Annotated in this window: 19 protein-coding genes; 8 read left to right on the top strand and 11 right to left on the bottom strand. The window is 37.0% G+C overall.

Annotation, left to right across the window (positions count from 1 at the left end; genetic code table 11):
• The coding region (locus VB694_RS07985; RefSeq protein WP_323359777.1) for a hypothetical protein at positions 1-845 on the bottom strand (845 nt) is incomplete at its 3' end.
• Positions 846-941: 96 nt separating this feature from the next.
• Positions 942-2,318: a chromosomal replication initiator protein DnaA gene (gene dnaA, locus VB694_RS07990; RefSeq protein ID WP_323359906.1), complete on the bottom strand. Its 1,377-nt coding sequence runs from the start codon at positions 2,316-2,318 to the stop codon at positions 942-944.
• A gap of 143 nt (positions 2,319-2,461) precedes the next feature.
• On the opposite strand from dnaA, the gene VB694_RS07995 reads away from it, so the two are divergent.
• Together VB694_RS07995 and def are read left to right on the top strand one after the other, a co-directional pair.
• Complete coding sequence (locus VB694_RS07995; RefSeq protein WP_416233472.1) at positions 2,462-3,721, top strand: HhoA/HhoB/HtrA family serine endopeptidase; 1,260 nt, start codon at positions 2,462-2,464, stop codon at positions 3,719-3,721.
• 95 nt (positions 3,722-3,816) lie between these two features.
• Positions 3,817-4,350 carry a peptide deformylase gene (gene def / locus VB694_RS08000; protein WP_323359779.1) on the top strand — a complete coding sequence of 178 codons (534 nt, stop codon included), beginning with the start codon at positions 3,817-3,819 and terminating at the stop codon, positions 4,348-4,350.
• Between the two features lie 207 nt (positions 4,351-4,557).
• On the opposite strand, the gene VB694_RS08005 is transcribed toward def, so the two are convergent.
• Positions 4,558-5,655 carry a glycosyltransferase family 1 protein gene (locus VB694_RS08005; RefSeq protein WP_323359780.1) on the bottom strand — a complete coding sequence of 366 codons (1,098 nt, stop codon included), beginning with the start codon at positions 5,653-5,655 and terminating at the stop codon, positions 4,558-4,560.
• 233 nt (positions 5,656-5,888) lie between these two features.
• On the bottom strand, positions 5,889-7,553 hold the full coding sequence (mutL, locus tag VB694_RS08010; protein ID WP_323359907.1) for a DNA mismatch repair endonuclease MutL: 1,665 nt from the start codon (positions 7,551-7,553) through the stop codon (positions 5,889-5,891).
• A gap of 206 nt (positions 7,554-7,759) precedes the next feature.
• Between mutL and VB694_RS08015 the strand changes: the two genes are divergently transcribed.
• A complete protein-coding gene (locus VB694_RS08015) occupies positions 7,760-8,086 on the top strand; it encodes a rhodanese-like domain-containing protein (protein ID WP_323359781.1) in 327 nt (108 codons plus the stop codon).
• An 82-nt stretch (positions 8,087-8,168) separates the two neighbouring features.
• Here the strand turns inward: VB694_RS08015 and VB694_RS08020 are convergent, their stop codons facing one another.
• The 5 genes from VB694_RS08020 to VB694_RS08040 form a co-directional block, all read right to left on the bottom strand.
• A complete protein-coding gene (locus tag VB694_RS08020; protein ID WP_323359782.1) occupies positions 8,169-8,930 on the bottom strand; it encodes a hypothetical protein in 762 nt (253 codons plus the stop codon).
• Between the two features lie 110 nt (positions 8,931-9,040).
• Positions 9,041-10,084, bottom strand: coding sequence for an adenosine deaminase (locus VB694_RS08025; protein ID WP_323359783.1), 1,044 nt, complete (start codon positions 10,082-10,084; stop codon positions 9,041-9,043).
• Positions 10,085-10,216: 132 nt separating this feature from the next.
• Positions 10,217-11,602 (bottom strand): diguanylate cyclase domain-containing protein, encoded by a 1,386-nt coding sequence (locus tag VB694_RS08030; protein WP_323359784.1) that lies wholly within the window; start codon positions 11,600-11,602, stop codon positions 10,217-10,219.
• Positions 11,592-11,783 (bottom strand): hypothetical protein, encoded by a 192-nt coding sequence (locus VB694_RS08035; protein ID WP_323359785.1) that lies wholly within the window; start codon positions 11,781-11,783, stop codon positions 11,592-11,594. The genes VB694_RS08030 and VB694_RS08035 overlap by 11 nt, the downstream gene beginning before the upstream one ends.
• Positions 11,773-12,393, bottom strand: a complete 621-nt coding sequence (locus VB694_RS08040; RefSeq protein ID WP_323359786.1) for a hypothetical protein — start codon at positions 12,391-12,393, stop codon at positions 11,773-11,775. Before VB694_RS08040 ends, VB694_RS08035 begins: the two co-directional genes overlap by 11 nt.
• Before the next feature lie 39 nt (positions 12,394-12,432).
• On the opposite strand from VB694_RS08040, the gene VB694_RS08045 reads away from it, so the two are divergent.
• A complete protein-coding gene (locus VB694_RS08045) occupies positions 12,433-13,275 on the top strand; it encodes an Rpn family recombination-promoting nuclease/putative transposase (protein ID WP_323359787.1) in 843 nt (280 codons plus the stop codon).
• Positions 13,276-13,322: 47 nt separating this feature from the next.
• On the opposite strand, the gene VB694_RS08050 is transcribed toward VB694_RS08045, so the two are convergent.
• On the bottom strand, positions 13,323-15,986 hold the full coding sequence (locus VB694_RS08050) for a hybrid sensor histidine kinase/response regulator (protein ID WP_323359788.1): 2,664 nt from the start codon (positions 15,984-15,986) through the stop codon (positions 13,323-13,325).
• An 11-nt stretch (positions 15,987-15,997) separates the two neighbouring features.
• The gene (locus tag VB694_RS08055) at positions 15,998-16,948 is read right to left on the bottom strand and encodes an ABC transporter substrate-binding protein (RefSeq protein ID WP_323359789.1); all 951 of its coding nucleotides are present in this window, start codon (positions 16,946-16,948) and stop codon (positions 15,998-16,000) included.
• Positions 16,949-17,302: 354 nt separating this feature from the next.
• On the opposite strand from VB694_RS08055, the gene VB694_RS08060 reads away from it, so the two are divergent.
• From VB694_RS08060 to VB694_RS08075, 4 genes are all read left to right on the top strand, one after another.
• On the top strand, positions 17,303-18,637 hold the full coding sequence (locus VB694_RS08060; protein ID WP_323359790.1) for an adenylosuccinate synthase: 1,335 nt from the start codon (positions 17,303-17,305) through the stop codon (positions 18,635-18,637).
• 136 nt (positions 18,638-18,773) lie between these two features.
• Positions 18,774-19,070 (top strand): 50S ribosomal protein L25, encoded by a 297-nt coding sequence (gene rplY / locus VB694_RS08065; protein ID WP_323359791.1) that lies wholly within the window; start codon positions 18,774-18,776, stop codon positions 19,068-19,070.
• A gap of 203 nt (positions 19,071-19,273) precedes the next feature.
• Positions 19,274-20,812, top strand: coding sequence for an AAA family ATPase (locus tag VB694_RS08070; RefSeq protein WP_323359792.1), 1,539 nt, complete (start codon positions 19,274-19,276; stop codon positions 20,810-20,812).
• A gap of 59 nt (positions 20,813-20,871) precedes the next feature.
• The gene (locus VB694_RS08075) at positions 20,872-21,390 is read left to right on the top strand and encodes a hypothetical protein (protein WP_323359793.1); all 519 of its coding nucleotides are present in this window, start codon (positions 20,872-20,874) and stop codon (positions 21,388-21,390) included.
• Positions 21,391-21,474: the final 84 nt, after the last annotated feature.

A 21,474-nucleotide genomic window follows, 5' to 3' on the forward strand; every position in this document is an offset into this window, starting at 1 on the left:
CCTTCTTGTCGTCCTTCTTGTCGTCCTTCTTGTCGTCCTTCTTGTCGTCCTTCTTGTCGTCCTTCTTGTCGTCCTTCTTGTCGTCCTTCTTGTCGTCCTTCTTGTCGCCCTTCTTGTCGTTGTTCTTCTTTGAGTTCTTCTAATAATTGTTGATACATTTCTGATAATTTCATAATCAACTCCCGATCATCTTGATCAATATCTTTTTCTTTTTGTTGACGTGCGGATAACATGGCAATTAGGTCATGTACTAATTTTATAACATTCTCCAACAGTGGATTATTCCCAGCGAGTGCTTCTAATTCTTCCACTGCTTGTCTTTGGACTTTTCCTCTACCTAATACCCTCAAAAACAGTGTTTCTGGTGTACTCGGTAATTGATGTATGGCCACAATGCCAGTTTTTAAGACTTTACCGAGTAAATAAACCCCTTGACCCCATGTTTCTATATCTACAGTAGCATTACAACCTGTTAATATGTCTGCTGATGCTGTGGGGGTGAATATCCATAAATGGGGTAGTTCGGTTTCATTAATTCGCGTATCGCTGCGTTTGCGTTGTCTTTCTACTTCTGCATGGATATCAAATAGTTTACCCATGCAACTGCGAATTTCACTTTTGCTGACTGCATTACGGAATGGTTCAAATATGACTGATGCTGCATAAGTCCCCATTTTTCCTAACAGTCCTAATTCTCCTATATTTTCTGGAGATGTGGGAGTAAAGAATAGGTCAATTTGTCTCACTTCGGAAGTGATATCTTTACTCATTTCTACTTGACCGTAAGGTGTGAATAGTTCTGTCAGATATTGTTTGGAAAATTGGTCATGGATAAAGCGTGTCATTTTTCTGATTTTTACCAATATTGTTGTTAGAACCTCACCCCAACCCCTTTCCGTGTCAGAGAGGGGCATATTAATTTTTTATGTAATGCTAAACTCCTATTTTTGATAACGACTATTCATGTTAATGCGATCGCTCAATTGGCGTAAAGTTTGAATTAAAGTCCGGTCTGTTTCTTGCAATTGGGTAATTTTCTCGCAACTATACATCACCGTTGTATGGTCTTTACCACCAAACTCTTCACCAATTCTCGGTAAACTTAACCCTGTATGTTGGCGCATTAAATACATTCCAATTTGCCTAGCCCAACTAATTTCTCTCCGGCGAGAATTACTTTTTAAATCTTCAATTGATATCTTAAAAAAGTCGGCAATTACATTTAAAATTACCTCTGCTGTTGCTTCCACCTTTTGGTTAGGATTTCCTAAAACTGGGGTAATATTTTCCACTGTCATGGGTAAACCCCAAATCGAAATATAAGCCAAAGCCCGAATTAATGCCCCTTCCAATTCACGAATATTAGAAGTATAGTTAGCAGCAATATATTCAATCACATCTTTTTGTAAACGAATATTTTCATATTCAGCTTTTTTCTGCAAAATTGCCATGCGCGTTTCTAAATCCGGTGGTTGAATATCCGCAATTAACCCCATAGAAAACCGTGAACAAAGCCGTTCTTGTAGACTAGGAATTTGTTTAGGAGGACGGTCAGAAGCAATCACAACTTGCTTTCCTGACTCATGTAAAGTATTAAAAGTATGAAAAAATTCTTCTTGAGTATATTCTTTACCTTCTAGAAATTGAATATCATCAACTAACAAAACATCAGCAGCCCGGTAATGATCCCGAAAACTTTGCATACTATCATTACGAATTGCTGTAATTAAATCATTAGTAAACTGCTCAGTCGAGACGTAAAATATTTTAGAATCAGGATATATTTCCAAGCGATAATTACCAATGGCTTGCATTAAATGAGTTTTACCTAAACCCACACCACCACATAAAAATAAAGGATTAAATTCCCTACCAGGATATTCTGCTACAGCTAAAGAAGCAGCATGAGCCATCCGATTATTAGCACCAACCACAAATCTAGAAAAAATATACTTAGAATTTAATTCTGTGCTTTTTTGGGGATTTTTAGGTACATCTGTAGTGATGGGATTGACTGCTGGTAATTCCCAACCAACTTCTTGTTTATCTAATGGAGAAACTTCATCACCTTGAGCAACAGTAATGTAAATTTCTACTGGATAACCTAAAATATCCTGTACCACACGAGCAATAGTATTGATGTAATATTTCTGAAGCCAATTTCTAGCAAATAAGTTAGGAGTAGATATGACTAAGCAATTATTTTCTAGTTGTTCTGCATTAGCAGTTTTAATCCAAGTTTCAAAGGTGGGACGAGATAGTTCTAGCTGTAAACGCTCTAATACCTGACACCACAGATTATTTATGGGAATTTCCATCATCTAGCACCTTTGCTGCTAATCGTCACAATATAGAAGATATGAGCAAGCAATAATTTAACTTTAAACTGTAATCATTCTGGTTGAAACCAGGTAGCCAATATCCTACCACCTAGTGACTAACACGGAGACAAAAATACATGATGAAAATAAACAATCGTAACCTAGTGTCCAAAAATACAGATACCAGCTTTTTCCTTTACCAAAAGGCAACCAAAGCCAGAGCATGGATGTTGATTACTGGTTTAGCAGCAGTAATTCTTAGTGGCTGCTCCAGCTTAAATAGCAGAACCTTAGAAGCGGAACAGGGTATTGCTCAAGTCCAAGAAACCACTGCACCAACTTCGATCATGATGCCTCCTGCTATCATCGCATCTTCTGGCGATCCTAACTTTGTAGTCAAAGTAGTTCAAAAAGTAGGTAGTGCTGTGGTTCGTATTGATTCAGCTAGAACTGTCACATCTCAAGTACCAGATGAATTTTCTGATCCATTTTTCCGCAGGTTTTTTGGTGACAGAATTCCCCAGCAGAGACAAAGAGTAGAAAGGGGTAGTGGGTCTGGATTTATTATTAATTCCTCTGGGCAAATTTTAACTAATTCTCATGTTGTAGATGGTGCAGATCAAGTTACAGTTACACTCAAAGACGGACGGACTTTTAACGGTAAAGTGTTAGGAGAAGATCCAGTCACAGATGTAGCAGTTATCCAAATTGATGCTAATAATTTACCGACTTTAGCTTTAGGTAATTCCAATACATTGCAACCAGGAGAAGCGGTAATTGCTATTGGTAATCCTTTGGGTTTAAATAATACTGTGACTTCAGGAATTATTAGTGCTACAGACCGTTCTAGTAGTGATATTGGTGCTAGTGATAAACGGGTAGATTATTTACAAACAGATGCAGCAATTAATCCTGGGAACTCTGGTGGACCATTACTAAATGCTCGCGGTGAAGTCATAGGAATGAACACGGCTATTATCCAAGGCGCTCAAGGTTTAGGCTTTGCAATTCCTATTAATACGGTGCAGAAAATTTCTCAGGAATTAATTAGCAAAGGTAGGGTAGAGCATCCATATTTAGGTGTACAAATGGCGACGCTAACACCAGAACTCAAAGACAGAATTATTCTTAGATTTGGTGATAGAGTAAATTTAGTTGCAGAGCGAGGAGTTTTATTAGTGAGAATTGTTCCTGAATCACCAGCCGCAGTTGGTGGACTCAAACCGGGGGATGTAATTAAAAGCATTAATAACCAACCTGTTAATAAAGTAGAGGAAGTACAAAAAATTGTGGAAAAGAGTCAAATTGGTAGTCCTCTCCAAATCCAAATAGACCGGAATGGTAGAACTATTCAATTAACAGTTGAACCTGCACCTTTACCTATTAGACGCGATAGTTAATTCTTTAGCATTTAGTCGTTACTTGACGGCTGAATGCTTACCACTTTTACAGAAGTTTTAAATTACAGGAGTTTTAAATTATAGGAGTTTTAAGAATGAGTCAAAAATTGCCAATTATTCAATTAGGTAATCCAATTTTGCGCCAAAAAGCTGTTTGGGTTGAAAATATCAAAGATAAAGAAATCCAAAAACTCATTGATGATTTAATAGTTACTGTTTCTCAAGCTAATGGTGTGGGAATTGCTGCACCTCAAGTAGCAGAATCATGGAGGTTATTTATTGTTGCTTCTCGTCCAAATTCCAGATATCCTCATGCACCAGAAATAGAACCAACAGCAATGATTAATCCCCAAATTATTGCTTATTCAACTGAAGTTGTCAAAGATTGGGAAGGTTGTTTAAGTGTTCCGGGAATTAGGGGTTTAGTTCCTAGATATCAAACAATTGAAATTGAATATACTGACCGTAATGGTCAGCTACAAAAACAACAGTTAACTGATTTTGTTGCTAGAATTTTTCAACATGAATATGATCATTTGGAAGGAAAAGTATTTTTAGATAGAGTAGAATCTACTGAAGAATTGATGACTGAAGCTGAATATCAACAACGGCAAAAGGTAAGAATTTAGGTAAGGCGATAATATCCCCGACTTCTTTTATTTATTATGTTCATAAATGAATGATAAATTGATCTGGTGAAGTCGGGGATCTGGATATGAACGATTGCTATAGCTGAATACTTACGGCAAAGTCTTGAAGATTAATAATGATTGTAAATTCATGAGTTGGGGGATATAAACCTTTTATTTCAGTAGTTTATTCCCCCCTTTTTCAAGCTAGGGTGGATCTAAATTAATCTCCAAATTTACCGGAAATTCTCTGAGTAGTTTGGCAATAATGTACTCTCCTACAATAGATTCTGAACATTTATCCTGCCACCAATTTAAGGATTTTTGGTGCATTTCTGCCATGAGTTCCTTGTTTTCTAGCAGGGTTTTTAATATCCCTGGTAACTCTTGCCAATCCTTGATTTTAATCACAGGTATACCATCTAAATACCATCGTGAAGGTAAAGATTCTGTCACCAAAATGCAACCATATTTCATACCTTCAAATAAACGAGTTGTTTCAAAAGATGTGCCTCTAGGAACAACACATATTTTTGTATCCATCATGATTTCACAATAGCTGCGTTCATCTTCACTAGTTCTATTGTGATAACCACCAGTAATAGATAATTCAACTTTAAATTGGGGATGTTTTTTTTGGAACTTATTTAAAGTCGATATCATGATTTTTCTAGACAAAGCTTTTGGAGTTCCTAACCATGATTTTAAAGACCATATAGGATATTCTCTATGAACTACACTCCCTGAAAAATAAGTATCATAGAGACGAGATTCGATATTTTTAATCGGCAAATTCTTGGAGTTATGATAACCCAAAGGAATATCATAAATAGGAGTAATCTTTCCTAGACCCAATATCAAATTTTTGAATTTATGCCAATGATAATTTACCCAACCAGGGACACCAACAACTAAGATTCTGAGAAATTGAATTAGTGTCAGCAAGTTTAACAATGAAGGTTGCAGAAAAGGGTTACATCCGAGAATTGAATTTGTCCCTACACATTTAAATACAGCCCTAACTTTGTGAGTGTATTTAGGTATTCGATACCATTCATCACCCAGGACAAAAACTACAACATTTTGCCCATAAGATGGTAGTTCATCAATTTCATTCCAGGTGACATAAAAGACTAAGCCACTGATAAGCGAACTTTTCTCTATAGCCTGGAAAACTTGACCGAAATAAGTGGTTAAACTGAATTCAATTGGTGGTTTAGTATCGTATATATCCCAAGCAACTGGTTTTTGACCCTTTTTGATGTAGAGATAATACTGATTGCCAAGAGCGTTAATTACAGTCATCTAAGTTTGGAAAAATTTGTCAAAAGTTACATGAGTATTTGAACTTACAAATACCATGTTTGATTTGGCCTCTGAGTAGATGAAAATATCACTCAAAAGCATCAACACTGGTATCGTGTTCAGTTACAGTAGTTTTGATAAATTTTTCTATCCTGTGCTGCATAAACAGGAAAGTTATACCAATTAATTATAGGGAATAGATAAACTTCAAAATCCAAAATTCTCCTGACTCTTTAGATACCATGACTCTTACCAATCACCCAATGACGACGGAAAAAACGAGATAATGCAGACTCTTCTAAAGACAAATAAATTGGTCTACCATGTGGACAGGTAAGAGGGTTGCGCGTGCGTTGCCAATCATCCAATAATTTTTGCATTTCTGGTAAACTCATTGGTGTACCATTGCGAATAGCACTGCGACAAGCAACAGCAACTTGGGCGGTTTGTAAGTCTCCTCCCCAACTCAATTCTAAAAGTGCTTCGGCTGCGTCTTCGCGTTGTTGTAACATGGCGGGAATATTACGCACAGCCCAAAGTTTTTCTCCAAAGGTTTCAATATCTAAATTAATCCGTTGCAATTGGGAAACCTGCGCGGGAGATAATTGATAAAGAATGATTGGCGTTTCAACGGGGACAATTTGCCAATTATCACATATTTGTTCATACAAAACTCTTTCATGGGCAATGTGTTGTTCTACTAACCACATTCCTCCAGAATGTTCAGCAATAATATAAGTATTGCTGACTTGAGCAACTGCTTTTAAATAATTCTGGGTTTTGCTATCTGTATTTTGAGAATTATCTTGAGATTTAAAATTATAGCTGCCTTTTGCTTCTGCTACTTTGAGTAATTTACTAATTCGCGTCGTGTGAACTGATTCTTTGATATTAGCTTCAGATATACGGAGTGCTTGGTTAATAGCTGCGGTAATTTGTTCTTGCCAATAACTGATTTCATTCAGATAAATTTCTGTTTTGGAAGGGTTACGATTCCAGTTAATTTGGTCAGGAGAAATTGTCAGATGTAAAAAACAAACAGGATAGCGATCGCGTGGTAATGTTTTATGAAATGCTGATAAAATTGTTTGTTCTAACTCTGGTGATTTAATTATTCTGCCATTAATTGCTACCTTCACCCAATCAGGACGATGACGATGACATCTATCTGGTAAACCAATTACCAAAGTGATTGTAGATTGGGAATTTGGTATTTCTAAGTTTAATTCTTTTAAATCACCTTGTTTGACTTGCGGGAGAATTTGCGGGATTAATTGACTGACACTTGACGTAGGATAAAGAGTAAACCATTGCCGATCATTTTGCCAAACTTGATAAGTAACATGAGGATGACACAAAGCAATTTGTTGGATTATCCCTTGTACAGATTTCATTTGCTGTGTTGAGTTAGGTAAACCCTGACGACGTGCAGGACAATTAGCAAATAAATTATCAACTGTAACTATTGTACCGGGTGCGATCGCAGTTACTTCTGTTTCTAAAACTTCCCCACTATCACCATAAATAACCCGCCATCCTTCATTTATCCCCTCAGCACGGCTGAAAATTTCTAAATCTGCCAAAGTTGTTAAACTGTGTAATGCTTCACCGCGAAATCCTAAACTTTTAATTTTCCACAAATCAGCAGCCGAGTGAATTTTACTGGTACTATGTGCGGTTGCTGCTTGTTGCAAATCATCTAAATTCATTCCCCAACCATTATCAGCTACACGCACTCGCCAACTTTGCGGCCAAACAGAAATAACAATGCGTGTTGCACCAGCATCTAGGGAATTTTCTACTAATTCTCTGACTACAGAAGCAAAACAGTCAATTACTTCTCCTGCCGTAATTAGATACACGACTTCTGTAGGTAAAGCTTGAATAATAGATGCCATCATGAATAATTGAAAATTACAAATTAAAAATTAAAAATTGCCTGTATGTGCAGAGAATTAGCTTACAATATTATGGCTCATGACTTCTAATTTCTGAATTATTTTAATTAACATAATCCAAAGAATTTTAGATTAATTGTAAAGAAAACCGAATTATAGAAATATTTTTGATAAATTGCTGGTTAGGTTGTCAGCGGAGCCAGCTTATGAGTAGTTTAGTTGCTGATGTTAATGAGTTGAAATCGCGCCTGGAGTGGGGTCAACCCGCTTTTACGATTATTGATGTACGCGATCGCTACACATACAATCATGGTCATATCACTGGGGCAATATCAATACCCTTAGATGATTTGGATGACCGTGCTAAATCTAGCTTACATAAACAAAGACACATCTATCTTTATGGCGAACATGATACCCAGGCAGCCTATGCAGCCCAAAGATTACGATCTGCTGGGTTTAATGATGTATTTGCCATTCAAGGTGGTTTGACTGCTTGGAAAACGGTGGGTGGCGCTACAGAAGGCGTTTAACAGTTAATAGTTAACAGTTATCAGTTAAGATGAGATCCCTAACTTTATTAAAGAAGTTGGGAATCTCAATCTTTTTTATGAGTTATAAATCCAGAAATCTACTAATATTCTCAACTGTTTTTTGCTTACTATGTAATCCTGAAGTGTAATCAGAGGTAAATGGAATCTGCTCACCAGATTGCATCACCATAGCTACTCTATAAGTAGAACCACTTTTACTGCTGGCTTTTTGCACAGTCATAAATTGAATATCACGAATTTTGTATTCTTTTTGTGATTTATCAAATAGTCCCTGATATTCCAGAGTTAATGTTCCTAATGTTTTATCTATATGGCAAATCAGAACTTTACCCAGGAAAATAACTATTAATAAATCAGCAATTACAAATACACTAGCATACAAGTAAGCAAGTAAACGATAATCATATTCAATTAACAATTCTTGTTTTTGAGAATCTTGCAAAAAAGCTTCAATTTCTTTAGCCCAGGTTTTGACAGTCACATCATTAGGAGATGTGTTAGCTATGGGGGGAACTTCTCCATCTGTAGTTAATAGAATTACCTGCGATCGCCAATTATCTTTACTATCTTTAAAAGTTTTAATTTCAGTTCCTTGGATATCACTCAAAGCTATTTCTTTCTCAGTTTTTGATAAAAGTCCAACGATGGAAATTTGACAAGTTCCTAATGTAGATGTTTGACGGCGACAACTAAAAGTATGTGCATGGGCAATAAAAAGAGGCATTATTAACCCACTTGAACCTAAGATAGAACAAAATATCCAGAGAAACCAAGGACGTAAACGCAACGTCATTTGGTTTTGGGTTTCTTGAATAACTTTCATATTCCCTATATGCTGGCTTTTATGTCTTTTTTATATCATATTTTTGCCCATATTCAATAAAAATCCCCCACAACAATGCGGGGGAAAATCAAAATATACAAAATTCAAATTTATTCTTTCATAGCCAAAACCTTATCCAATTCAGGTTTCAATAAACCACTTAATAAAGATGCCGGACGTTGTTCATGTGGCCAAGCGAAAGCATGACGGAAAGCGGCATCCTGACAAGCTTGTAATTGTTGAAAATTAATAATGTCGTAAGTCAAGAGATTTTCATATTCAAACGGTAAACGGACATTATGTAAACCTGCGTTATCCGTACAGATAGCAATATCAACTCCCGCTGCAAAACATCGGTCAAACACTATTTTTAGTTGCCGAATATCCTGTAAAGTTCCTGTTTTTAAATAAGTCGTAGGACAAACTTCTAAACATTGTCCCCGTTTCGCTAAATCTGGTAATAATTCTGGGTAAAGTAAAGGAATTTGGATACCGTGACCAATTCGCATTAAATAAGGTAAAAGTTCTGGATAACAACCATCTTTAGTTTCGTAAAGATGTCCGGTAGTATTCAAACCTTGAGAACGAGCATAGTTATATAAACTTATCCATTCTGGCATTCTTTCAGCATAATAGCGATCGCCCCCTGCCACATCCACTGCACAAACATATTCTCTATTTTGCGCTGCTAAATCAACAATTGCTTTATTTACCTCAAAGGGTAAACGAGAGTGCATACAGAGAATTTGACTATTAACAATGGGATATTCCAGTGAATGACTAGCTTTACCCACTATTTCCACAATTTCCGCCATCTTATCAATTCTTGCGTTTTGATTTAGATGTTCAGGAGTGCGTAAATAGGGTGTATAACGCAGTTCTAAATAAGCCAGGTTTTCAAAGATATACGCACCACGCAACAAGCGATAGATAAAATAAGGTAATGTTTCCACAGTTTGCACACTTTCAACTAAAGTATGCAGTTCTAGATACTCATCTAAAGTATTGCGGGGACGGGTGTAAAAGTCTTCAAATTCCGAATATTCAGCAAAACGAGAAATTAAATCAGTAGCATGGCGCTCAAAATACCGCCACAACACACGGGGGACAACAGAACCCCCCAGGTGTCTATGTAATTCAGCGTATAAGGCCATAATGGTAATTTTTTGATAAAAATTTCATTAATTGTAACAAAATTTATAAATAAAAAAATATAAATTTTCCAAAATATTTTTTGTTTAATTATAAACTCTTTTTTCGCATATAAGCAGATTGCTGATTACTCATTACTGATAGTAGGCGTAGCGATCGCGTCCCTGTTGTTTAGCATCGTATAAAGCTTTATCTGCATCAGCTATCAGTTTATCTGGTTTCACTTCCAGCGTTGGTATAACTGAAGCAATACCCAAACTCACAGTCACAATATCCCTGACATGAGACGCTGTATGAGGAATTTGCAGATCATGAATTACTGCTTGAATTCTAGATGCTACCTTAATTGCTCCTGCTAAATTTGTATTTGGGAGCAGAACCACAAATTCTTCTCCACCATAACGTGCCACCAGATCAATAGGACGATTTAAATCTTTGTGACGAATAAATTGATAAACTGCTTGGGCAATTTTTAATAAGCAATCATCACCAGCTAAATGACCATAGTAATCGTTGTAGCGTTTAAAGGCATCAATATCAAATAAAATTAAGGAAAGTGTTTCTTGTTCTTGCGCTAGACCTTGCCATTCTTTTTGTAGACGATTATTGAAACAACGACGGTTAGCTACTTGAGTTAAACCATCTAAATTTGCTAGTTCTTCTAATTTTTTATTAGCATCTTGCAAAGCTATTTCAATTTGTTTCCTAGCTGTAATATCACGGATAGTAATAGCAAAACCATCACCTAACTTTACAGCTACAAAGTGATACCAAGAAGAATCCCCAGATGGATAGTAAAAATCTCGTTCTAAAGGTTCACCTGTTTCGACAACTTCCACAAACTTATCAAATAATTCTGGCTCAATATGAGTGAGAAATTTTTTCAGCACTAATTTACCAATCATATCTTCGCGGTTACGTTGAAAGACTCTAGAAATTACAGGATTCACCACTAAACAACGGAAATCCTCGATATCCCCAGTTTCTGGTTTGCGGACAGCTTGCATGGCAGCAATACCATCAAGGGAACTGTTTAAAACGCTCGCTAATAAAGCTCTAGATTGATAAAGTACCTCTTCTGTTTGTCTTCGGTTAGTAACTTCTTGTTCGAGAAGGCGCTGCTGACGTTGAATAGTTAACTGATTTTCCAGACGCGCTACTACTTCTTCAATCTGAAAGGGTTTAGTAATGTAATCTACACCCCCTGAATTAAAGGCAGTAACTTTATCAAAAACATCATCTAAAGCACTAATAAAAATAACAGGAATGTTACGTAAATCCTCATCTGCTTTCAAAGCTTGACAGACTTGATAGCCATCCATTTCTGGCATCTTGATATCTAAAAGAATTACATCTGGTCGCTTTACCTTCACTGTTTTTAGTGCCATGCGCCCACTAGTGACGCTGCGAACAATGTAGCCAAGTTTGATAAGTAAATCGCTTAGTAATTGTAGGTTTTCAGGAATGTCATCTACTAAAAGAATGTTACCTTTATTTTCTGTTTCTATATCAAGATTCATTGCTTATCATGGGTTCGGCTAGGTCAACAAGCTGTTCAAATTCAAATTGACGAGCAAGTTTTGTCAGTGATTGTATCAGATGAGTTTCTGTTTCTGGAATTTCTCCTACCAGTTGCAAGATGAGGTTCGCATTGGCCTCTAGTGCAGCTTCGTATAGCTGAGTAATCCATTCACAAGACATACAAGTAAGTTAGTTGCTGTGATGTCAAGGCGCTTTCTGCTACATCATCTAACACAGGTGAATTCGTTTGTGCAAAGATGTATTGTACACCCAAATGTTTAGCTAGAGCATCAAAAATTGTCTGTTCTGCAAAAGGTTTTCGCAAAAAATCATCACAACCAGCAGATAGCACTATGGCTTTACCCTGGCTATCAGCTAGATAATTGTCCCAATTATAAATTACACGAGAGCCATGATCCTGTTTTTGGATGATTAAAATTTCTTTTTGTTCATTGGCGATCGCTATTGAGTTAACATCATTAAAGATTTGTGATTGTTGCCAAAAATATCGTTCTATGCTAGTTAAATCACGCCAGTTGATCATCCCCAATTTGATAACTGCGGCATTATTTTTAACAACTTCTGTTGGTTTATGCAGATAATTGATTAAATTTTTATCAATGCGATCGCCTATTTCTGTCATCAAAGGTTTGGCCATATCTTCTACCGCTTTCTGTCCACTTCGGTAAGAAAGATAACCAACTAAACCCACCGCCCCCACAATTTGCAATACAAAAGGAACAATTAATACTAATCTTAAAGGAATTTGTTTGAGTTTTTGCTGCTTCATATAGTAATATGTAGATCATCATTATACAAGCATTACATCATGGCTTATGATAATACCTGTAAATTTTTAGCAGAAACCTATCCCACTAATATAGTGCGTTGGTTGCTATCAATAGAAAATCCCACAGTTAAAATCTTAAAAACGGAGATTATTCCCGAACCACTTAGGTCTGATGCTCTGATTTTACTACAACTTAACCAAAAAATTCTCCATTTAGAGTTTCAAACCTTACCTTATTCCCAACCTCCTATTCCCTATCGAATGTTAAATTATTGGACATTACTTTATGGACAATATTGGTGTGAAATTGAACAAATTGTAATTTATCTCAAACAAGTTGATTCAGAGTTAGTTTTAGAAGATAAATTTGAGGTACAAAATACAAGACATCATTATCGAGTAATACGTCTTTGGGAAGAAGATACAGAACAATTTTTAAATGATCCTGCTTTACTACCTTTTGCTACTCTAGCTGGTACTAATAAACCAGAAAATCTTTTAGGACAAGTAGCCGAAAAAATTTCTACAATAGATATACCACAAGTAAAGATTAATATTTCGGCTGCTTCAGAAATTCTCGCTGGTTTAAGGTTTCCAGAAAAGTTAATTCGTCAATTATTTCGGGAGGAACTTATGAAAGAATCTGTCATTTATCAGGAAATTCTCCAAACTGGAATAGTTCAAGGTGAACAACGAGGTGAACAACGAGGTGAAGCCAATATTCTCATCAAAGTATTAGCTAGAAAACTGGGAACAATTCCTCCAGTTTTAGAATTAAAGATCAGAGAACTATCAACGGATAAATTAGAGGCTTTAACGGATGATCACTTTGATTTTTCTAATATTAGTGATTTAGAAAATTGGTTAAAAGTTAAAGACTAAAATTCCTTCATTTTTTGTTTGTAGGGATACTTCATGAATTATCCCTACTATTCATAATTTATCAAAGGTTCTACTAAATCAACTAATTTTTCAAATTCAAATTGTCGGGACATTTTTGTTAGAGATTGAATTAAAAAAGGTTCTGTTTTGGGAATTGCTCCAACTAATTCCATTACCGCATTTGTATTTGCTTCTAAAGCTGCTTCATAGAATTTATTAATCCATTCTTGATCCATACAACTTAGATTATCAGATATTAAAGAATTTTCTTCTATAACTTCCACATTGTCCGAACTATTTTCAGCAAATATATATTTTACACCTAGATGTTTAGTTAGTGCATCAAAAATTGTATGTTCGGCAAAAGGTTTCCGCAAAAAATCATCACAACCAGCAGAAAGAACTATAGCCTTTTCTTCTTCTAAAACACTCGCAGTTAAAGCTATTACAGCCGTAGCATTACCTTTTGTAGTAGATTTAATATGTTTCGTAGCATCATAACCATCCATAATTGGCATCCGCATATCCATCCAAATTAAATGCGGTTCCCATTCATCCCAAATAGTAATAGCTTCTTGTCCATTACTGGCTTCTCTCATTTCAAAACCTAACGGTTCTAAAAGTTTAATTAGTAATTGACGATTAATAGGTTTATCATCTACCGCTAATATTTTGTATCTAGGTTGTCCTGGTGCAAGTCCTATAACTTGTTGATGTTCTTGAACTAAATTACTATTATTTTCTTGACCTAATTTAGCTTCAATAGAAAATCTAAAAGTTGTACCTTTTCCTAATTCACTTTCTACAGAAATATCACCCCCCATTAACTGGACAAACTTCCTACTAATTGCTAAACCTAAACCTGTTCCTTCTTGGGAATCTTTTCCCACTTGTGTTTGCGAAAAAGCTATAAATAATTTTGATATTTCCGCAGGTGCAATACCCACTCCTGTATCACGAACTTGAAACTCAATAGTCACAATATCTGTAGTTTCTTCACTGTTATTATTTACCTTTAAACTAATTTCTCCTTGTTGAGTAAATTTTATCCCATTACTAATTAAATTAATTAAAACTTGCCGTAGTTTTACAGCATCAGTGCAAATATAGCGGGGAACATTTTTACTACATTCAAATATTAGATTTAAACCTTGATTATTTGCCTTTAGATGTAACATATCTTCCAAATCATCTAACAAGCGATATAGATCAAAATCGCTGAGGTTGAGAGTGGTTTTCCCTGCTTCTATTTTCGATAAATCAAGAATATTATTAATTAATGTCAATAAATATTCCCCGCTACGATAAATAATACCTGCATTTTCATATTGATCAGCAGGTAAATTTTTAGCCCGTAGCATCAATTGAGAAAAGCCGATAACTGCATTTAAAGGTGAGCGTAATTCATGACTCATGTTAGCAATAAAAGCACTTTTAGCTTGATTTGCTACTTCGGCTTTTTCCTTAGCAATAACTAACTCTGCTGTGCGTTCTTTAACACGATTTTCTAAGGCTTCAAAAGATAATTTTAATTGATTTGCCATGCTATTAAATGCTTGAGCAAGTTGGGACGTTTCATCATTTGCTCGCATATCTACCTGGTGATCAAAGTTACCTATTTTAAATTGAGAAACACCATCAGTTAAATCCAGTAGAGGCTTGGTTAGCAACTGTCCAATCATCACAGCAATAACAGTTACAATTGTGGCAATGAAGGAAAATAGCAGAATTGCATCTAAAAGCTGTTTATTAACGGGGGCTAAGGCAATGGCAAGGGGTTGAGAAAACAATATTGACCAAGGCTGATATTGCAAGTGAGCGATCGTAATTAAGCTCAATTCAGATTCGTTTATATTTAAGTCAGCAATTAAGGAAGATTGTTGAATATCTAGGGCTTGTTTTAGTTTAGAAGCATCAGGTATGGTAGCTTTCCCATTACCTGGAAATAAACGTTTTTCTTTTTGTAGCTGATTGGTGAGGTGATCCGGTAGGGGAACCAAGGAAGTTAGGAGAAGACTGGGACTTGTGCTATGAGCCAAATAGATATAATGTTCATCTAGGAGAATTGCAATAGAACTTTTACCTGTACGTTCAGCTTGCTGCGTGACAAGTTGCTTAACTGCCGTTGCATTGTATCTAACTCGTAATACACCTAATATTTTCCCTCTAGCATCACGAACTGGACTACTAAAAAAGAGAGTCATCAAATCAGGAATAGTCGGCGATTGTCTGATACTAGAAACAAAAGGCAAGCCCGTTTGTAACGTCTGCCTGAAATAATCTTGATCAGACTCAGATTTTCCAATATCAGGAGTGTTAGTATCTAAAACATTCTTTCCGTTTAAATCTAATAAGGCATAGGAAAGAACATTGAGCATATCTTTCCGGCTTAGACGAATTAGGGTTTCCGTTGCTAACTTTTCTTCAAAACTATTAAGTCGTTTAGTCCCAGAGAGGCTAAGATAGGTCGATAAACCGGGCAAAAGAGCTTCGACACGTACTGCATTAAGATTGGCATCTATAAAAGCATCTATTCGATTCGCCGTTGTCTTTGCTGCCGCAGACAAGGATTGCCTTGCATTCTCTGTAAGTGCCTTTTCAGTAGTCTGTTTGTTAACATAGGCTAACAATAATAAGGGAATCAAGGAAACCAGCAAAAATGAGACAATTAATTTTGTACGAATGCTGTTAAATAATGTTGAAAATCTCATAATTTAACTTATTAAGAGATAGCGTTAATCAGAGAAGAATTGAACAAGGATTTTATGTCGGGAAATCGAGTTATATTACCTGTTTTAATAAAAAAGTCTAAATAGATTTGGGCTGTGTTGTAGATAGAGTGAGGATTAGAAGATTGAAAGAAATTTTTATTTTCTCGTAAATCAGTTAGATTTACCCCTTTAAGAGAAATGGTTTCAATGGGAATATTCAAAGTCTTACTGACAATTTCATTTCCTTCCTGAAGATGAGATTTCCAATAATTTAATGCTTGTAACCATCCTTGTATAAAAGCTTGAATATCTTGGGGACGATTGCGAATTGCTTCACCACGAAATGCCACTACATCTAAGATTAGGCCAGGTGTTTGCTCACTGGTAAACAGAATATGTCCTCCCAATTTAATGGCTTCGGATAGATAAGGTTCCCAAGTATGCCCTGCTTGAATAGCATTTGTCTTTAATCGTTGGGGAATCTCTAATGCATCAAATTTAACCAAATTAACATCGTCACTCGTTAAGTTGGCTTGTTTTAACATCTCTGTGACAAAGACCTCGCTGAAACTACCCAGGTTAGCACCAATCTTTTTACTCTTTAAATCAGCAACCGTTTTAACGTCAGGTTGAGCTACGACTACATCTGCACCATTGGTTTCATCAACAACCATAACAGTTTGCATATCTGGATTGGTAGCACTTAGAAGCATAAAATCTCCCAAGGTTAAGCCAATACCGTCATACCTACCAGCACTAAAATCCGCTTGTTGCAATTGGGCAAAATCGACGTAACTGAGATCGACATTTATTCCTTGAGCTTTGAAAAATTGTTTTTCTTGGGCAATGACGGCTGGACGATAACCAACAAAAGTAATACAGGCTACTTTTAAGGGAGGAAACTTGACTTCAGTGGGAACCAAGGAATGACAAGAAAACAACAGTAAAAAGATGGTCGCCAAAAGACTACTATAGCGGACTAATTTGGAGATTTTTCTTTGATTCGGAATTATGCTGTATATTTTACACATAAATGTTTAGCTAGTGTATCAAAAATTGTATTTCAGAAACTGACATTTTTTTCAATACCAGCCAAGAGACGATATAGTAACTCATGGCAATAATTAAGACATCAAACCACCAACGAGGATTTTGATAGTCAATACCGAGAGGTTGAAAAATCTTCATAGGTATAGGTAATAAGTAATAGTCAAATATTACCAGTCCCCAGTCCCCAGTACCCAATTTATTGACAAAAACTAAAAAATCTGTTAATAATTGATATTTGTGGAAACTTTACCCTTTAATATAATCTCTTGGCTAACGTCATTGTCATAGGCGCTCAATGGGGCGATGAAGGAAAAGGTAAAATAACTGACTTACTCAGCCGCTCCGCAGATGTGGTGGTACGTTACCAGGGGGGAGTAAATGCTGGACACACAATAGTAGTCCAAGGTCAGACATTTAAGCTGCACTTAATTCCCTCTGGTATATTGTATCCAGATACCGAGTGTATTATCGGCTGTGGAACAGTTATTGATCCACAGGTCTTGATACAAGAACTCGAACAACTAGAAAAATTAAACATTTCTACTGCTAATCTGCTGATATCGGAAACGGCTCACGTCACCATGCCCTATCATCGGTTAATTGATAAGGCATCAGAAGAACGTCGAGGAAGTCATAAAATTGGTACAACTGGCAGAGGTATTGGTCCAACCTACGCTGATAAATCCGAACGGATAGGCATCAGGATGTTAGACTTGATGGACTCAGAGGGATTACGTGAGCAGTTGGAATGGACAATAAATTATAAAAACACGATTTTAGAAAAGCTGTATGATATTACTCCCCTTGACCCCCAAGAGGTGATTGAGGAGTATTTAGGTTATGCAGACAGATTACGTCCTTTTGTGGTGGACACATCATTAAAAATATATGATGCGGTGCAGAAACGACGTAACATTTTGTTTGAAGGCGCACAGGGTACTCTACTGGATTTAGATCATGGGACTTATCCCTATGTCACCTCTTCTAATCCTGTAGCTGGAGGGGCTTGCGTGGGTACAGGGCTAGGACCGACAATGATAGATCGGGTGATTGGGGTATCCAAAGCATACACTACCAGAGTAGGCGAGGGTCCCTTCCCCACAGAACTGGATGGGGAAATAGGTGATTTATTAGGCGATCGCGGCGCAGAATTCGGAACAACTACAGGTAGAAAACGCCGTTGTGGTTGGTTTGATGCGGTAATTGGTCGTTATGCAGTCCGTATTAATGGTATGGATTGTATGGCTCTTACCAAATTAGATGTCCTCGATGAGTTAGAGGAAATTAAAGTTTGTGTGGCTTATGAAATTGATGGCCAACGCTGCGAACACTTCCCCAGAAACGCCCGTCATTTTGCCCGTTGTCGTCCCATCTATAAAACCTTACCAGGATGGCAGGTATCAACAACGGAATGCCGCAACTTAGAAGACTTGCCAAAGCAAGCACTAGACTACCTAAAATTCCTAGCAGAATTGATGGAAGTACCGATCGCGATCGTCTCCTTGGGAGCAAGTCGTGATCAAACTATCATTGTTGAAGACCCAATCCACGGACCAAAACGCGCTCTTTTGCAACCAGACGGTAAACAAGTTGGTGTTTAGTCAAGGAACAGGGTTTGGGGTGTAGGAAGATGGGGATAATAAATCAATAATGATCTATTCCCTGTTCCCTGTTCCCTGTTCCCTGTTCCCTATTCCCTATTCCCTGACTACTAACAATTAACACATCAAAAGTAATATGGCTCTGACACTAGAATCTCAAAAACGCCCAGAAGGTATCAAACCCAAGGCTTTACGCCGTTCTGGTTTAATACCTGCTAATTTGTATGGTCACAACGGTACTGAATCAATATCTCTAGCAATTGAAGCAAAAACCGTTGAACGCTTGCTCAAACAAGCTGCTCCCAATAAGACTGAAATTGAACTCAATATCCCTGAACTTCAGTGGACTGGTAAAACCGTCATCCGCGAAGTTCAGATTCACCCAGCGAAGGGGACACCTTACCATCTAAGTTTTTTTGTGATTAAAGGCTAAAACAAGGTCTAAAGTTTGTCTTTACTAGCACTTACATTTTGTCATAATTGCTGAGGAAGCCAGGGTTCAACCCTGGTTTTTTTTGTTAAGCTATCAGGGTTAATATTTTCTCAAATTATCTCCGTCGATACTTGTCTGGGTTTACCTGTGTTTATCTGCGGCTAAAAATCCAACATTCAATATCTCATATCCCAATAATCTCTATGACAGAAGCAAATCTTCCAGCTTTAATTGAACAAATGTTACAGCCAGGATTTTACCCCCATGCGGTGATAGAACCAATACAACTAATTCAAACTCATGTTTCTTATGTACTGCTAACTGGGGATTATGTCTATAAGCTCAAAAAACCTGTGAATTTTGGCTTTTTAGACTACTCGACTTTAGAAAAGCGATTGCATTTTTGTCATGAAGAGTTGCGTTTAAATCAACGGGGTGCAGGTGAATTGTATTTACAAGTTTTACCTATAACTTTGAGAAGTGAACAATACCAGCTAGGGGGAACAGAAGAGGTTGTAGAATATGCGTTGCAAATGCACCAATTTCCCCAAGATGCCCTATTTAGTGAACTGTTTACTCAGGGGAAGTTAAATGAAATGCACTTGCAAGAATTGGGACGCGTGGTGGCTGAATATCATAGCAAAGCCCAGACGAATGATTACATTCGCAGTTTTGGGGAAGTCTCACAAGTGCGGTTGGCTATTAATGAAAATTATGAGCAAACTTTAAAGTATATTGGTGGACCACAAACACAGCAACAGTTTACGGAAACAAAAGCATATACAGAGAAATTTTTTACCCAACGTCCAGAATTATTTGCTAACCGAGTTACCAATAACTACATCCGTGAATGTCACGGGGATTTACACCTACGCAATATTGCTATTTGGCATGATAAAATCATGCTGTTTGACTGCATTGAATTTAATGAGCCGTTTCGCTGCGTTGATGTCATGTATGATGTGGCATTTACGGTGATGGATATTGAAGCGAAAGGGCGTAAAGACTTAGGAAATGCTTTTTTAAATGCTTATGTTGAGCAAACTGGAGATTGGGAAGGTTTGCAGGTATTACCTTTATATTTAAGCCGTCAAGCTTATGTACGGGCAAAGGTGACTTCATTTTTATTGGATGATCCTAATGTACCCGCAGAGGTGAAAGCAGCAGCAGCAAAAACAGCATCTGCATATTATCACCAAGCTTGGCAGTATACTAAGCCCAAACAAGGACAAGTAATTTTGATGTCAGGTTTATCAGGTTCTGGTAAAAGTACCACAGCTAGGTATTTAGCCCGTCAACTAGGAGCAGTTCATTTGCGCTCAGATGCGGTGCGGAAACATTTGGCTGGCATTCCTCTGTTAGAACGTGGTGGAGAAGAAATATATACACCTGAAATGACTCAAAGAACTTATGATCGGTTGTTGACATTGGGAATTACACTGGCTAATCAAGGTTGGCGTGTGATTTTAGATGCTAAATATGACCGTCAGCATTTACGCCAAAATGTGATTGCTCAAGCTACTCAACATCAATTACCTTTACAGATTATCCACTGTACTGCACCACTAGAAGTATTACAAGAGCGTCTTGTTAACCGTACTGGTGATATTGCTGATGCTACCGCTGATTTATTGGTATCTCAACTTAATCAGGCTGAACCTTTCACAGGCAAAGAACAACCATACATTAAAATATTGGATACTACTCAACCCCAAGAGCCACAATTACAAGATTTGATTTGAGGCAGGGAGGAGGCAGCAGTTTTTGATTTTTGATTCTTGATTTTTCTATTTCTAACATTATGGCATCTAACAAAAATATCCTCAGCGAAATATTATCTTCTTCGCCAAACTTTTTTTCTCAACTGGTGTTTGGGTTTCTGTTAGCTATTATCTCCAATTTTGCAGGGGCTTCATTAATACTAAGTTTGTTCTTAGGTATTATGGGTGGAGTTCTCTTAGGTTGGTTCACAACTGTTAACGAAAATAGCCCACAAATACCAGATGTAGCTTCTAATGATGGCATTGATGCAGCACTAAAATACTGGTTGTTTTTCATGTTTGGTTTTGTCTTTCTCGGTTATTCAGCACCAATGAGTATTTTATTTGGAGGTATAGCAGCTTTAAGTGGAGGTTGGATTATTGCCTGGTGGAGAAGTAAGGAAGAAACTAAAACTCAGCTATCAGATGAAATTTTAAAACCATTAGAAGCAGATATTGTAGAACCTCATGAAAGGAGTAGCAGAAGGCAAAAAAGAATTTCTTCCCGTCGCTATCGTCGTGCTTCAGGAAGTTTCAACTTTCGTTTTTGGCAAAGATAATATTGGGGACTGGGGACTGGGGACTGGGGACTGGGGACTGGGGACTGGGGACTGGGGACTGGGGACTGGGGACTGGGGACTGGG

This window comes from Anabaena sp. UHCC 0451 (assembly GCF_034931405.1).
Classification (GTDB): Bacteria; Cyanobacteriota; Cyanobacteriia; order Cyanobacteriales; family Nostocaceae; genus RDYJ01.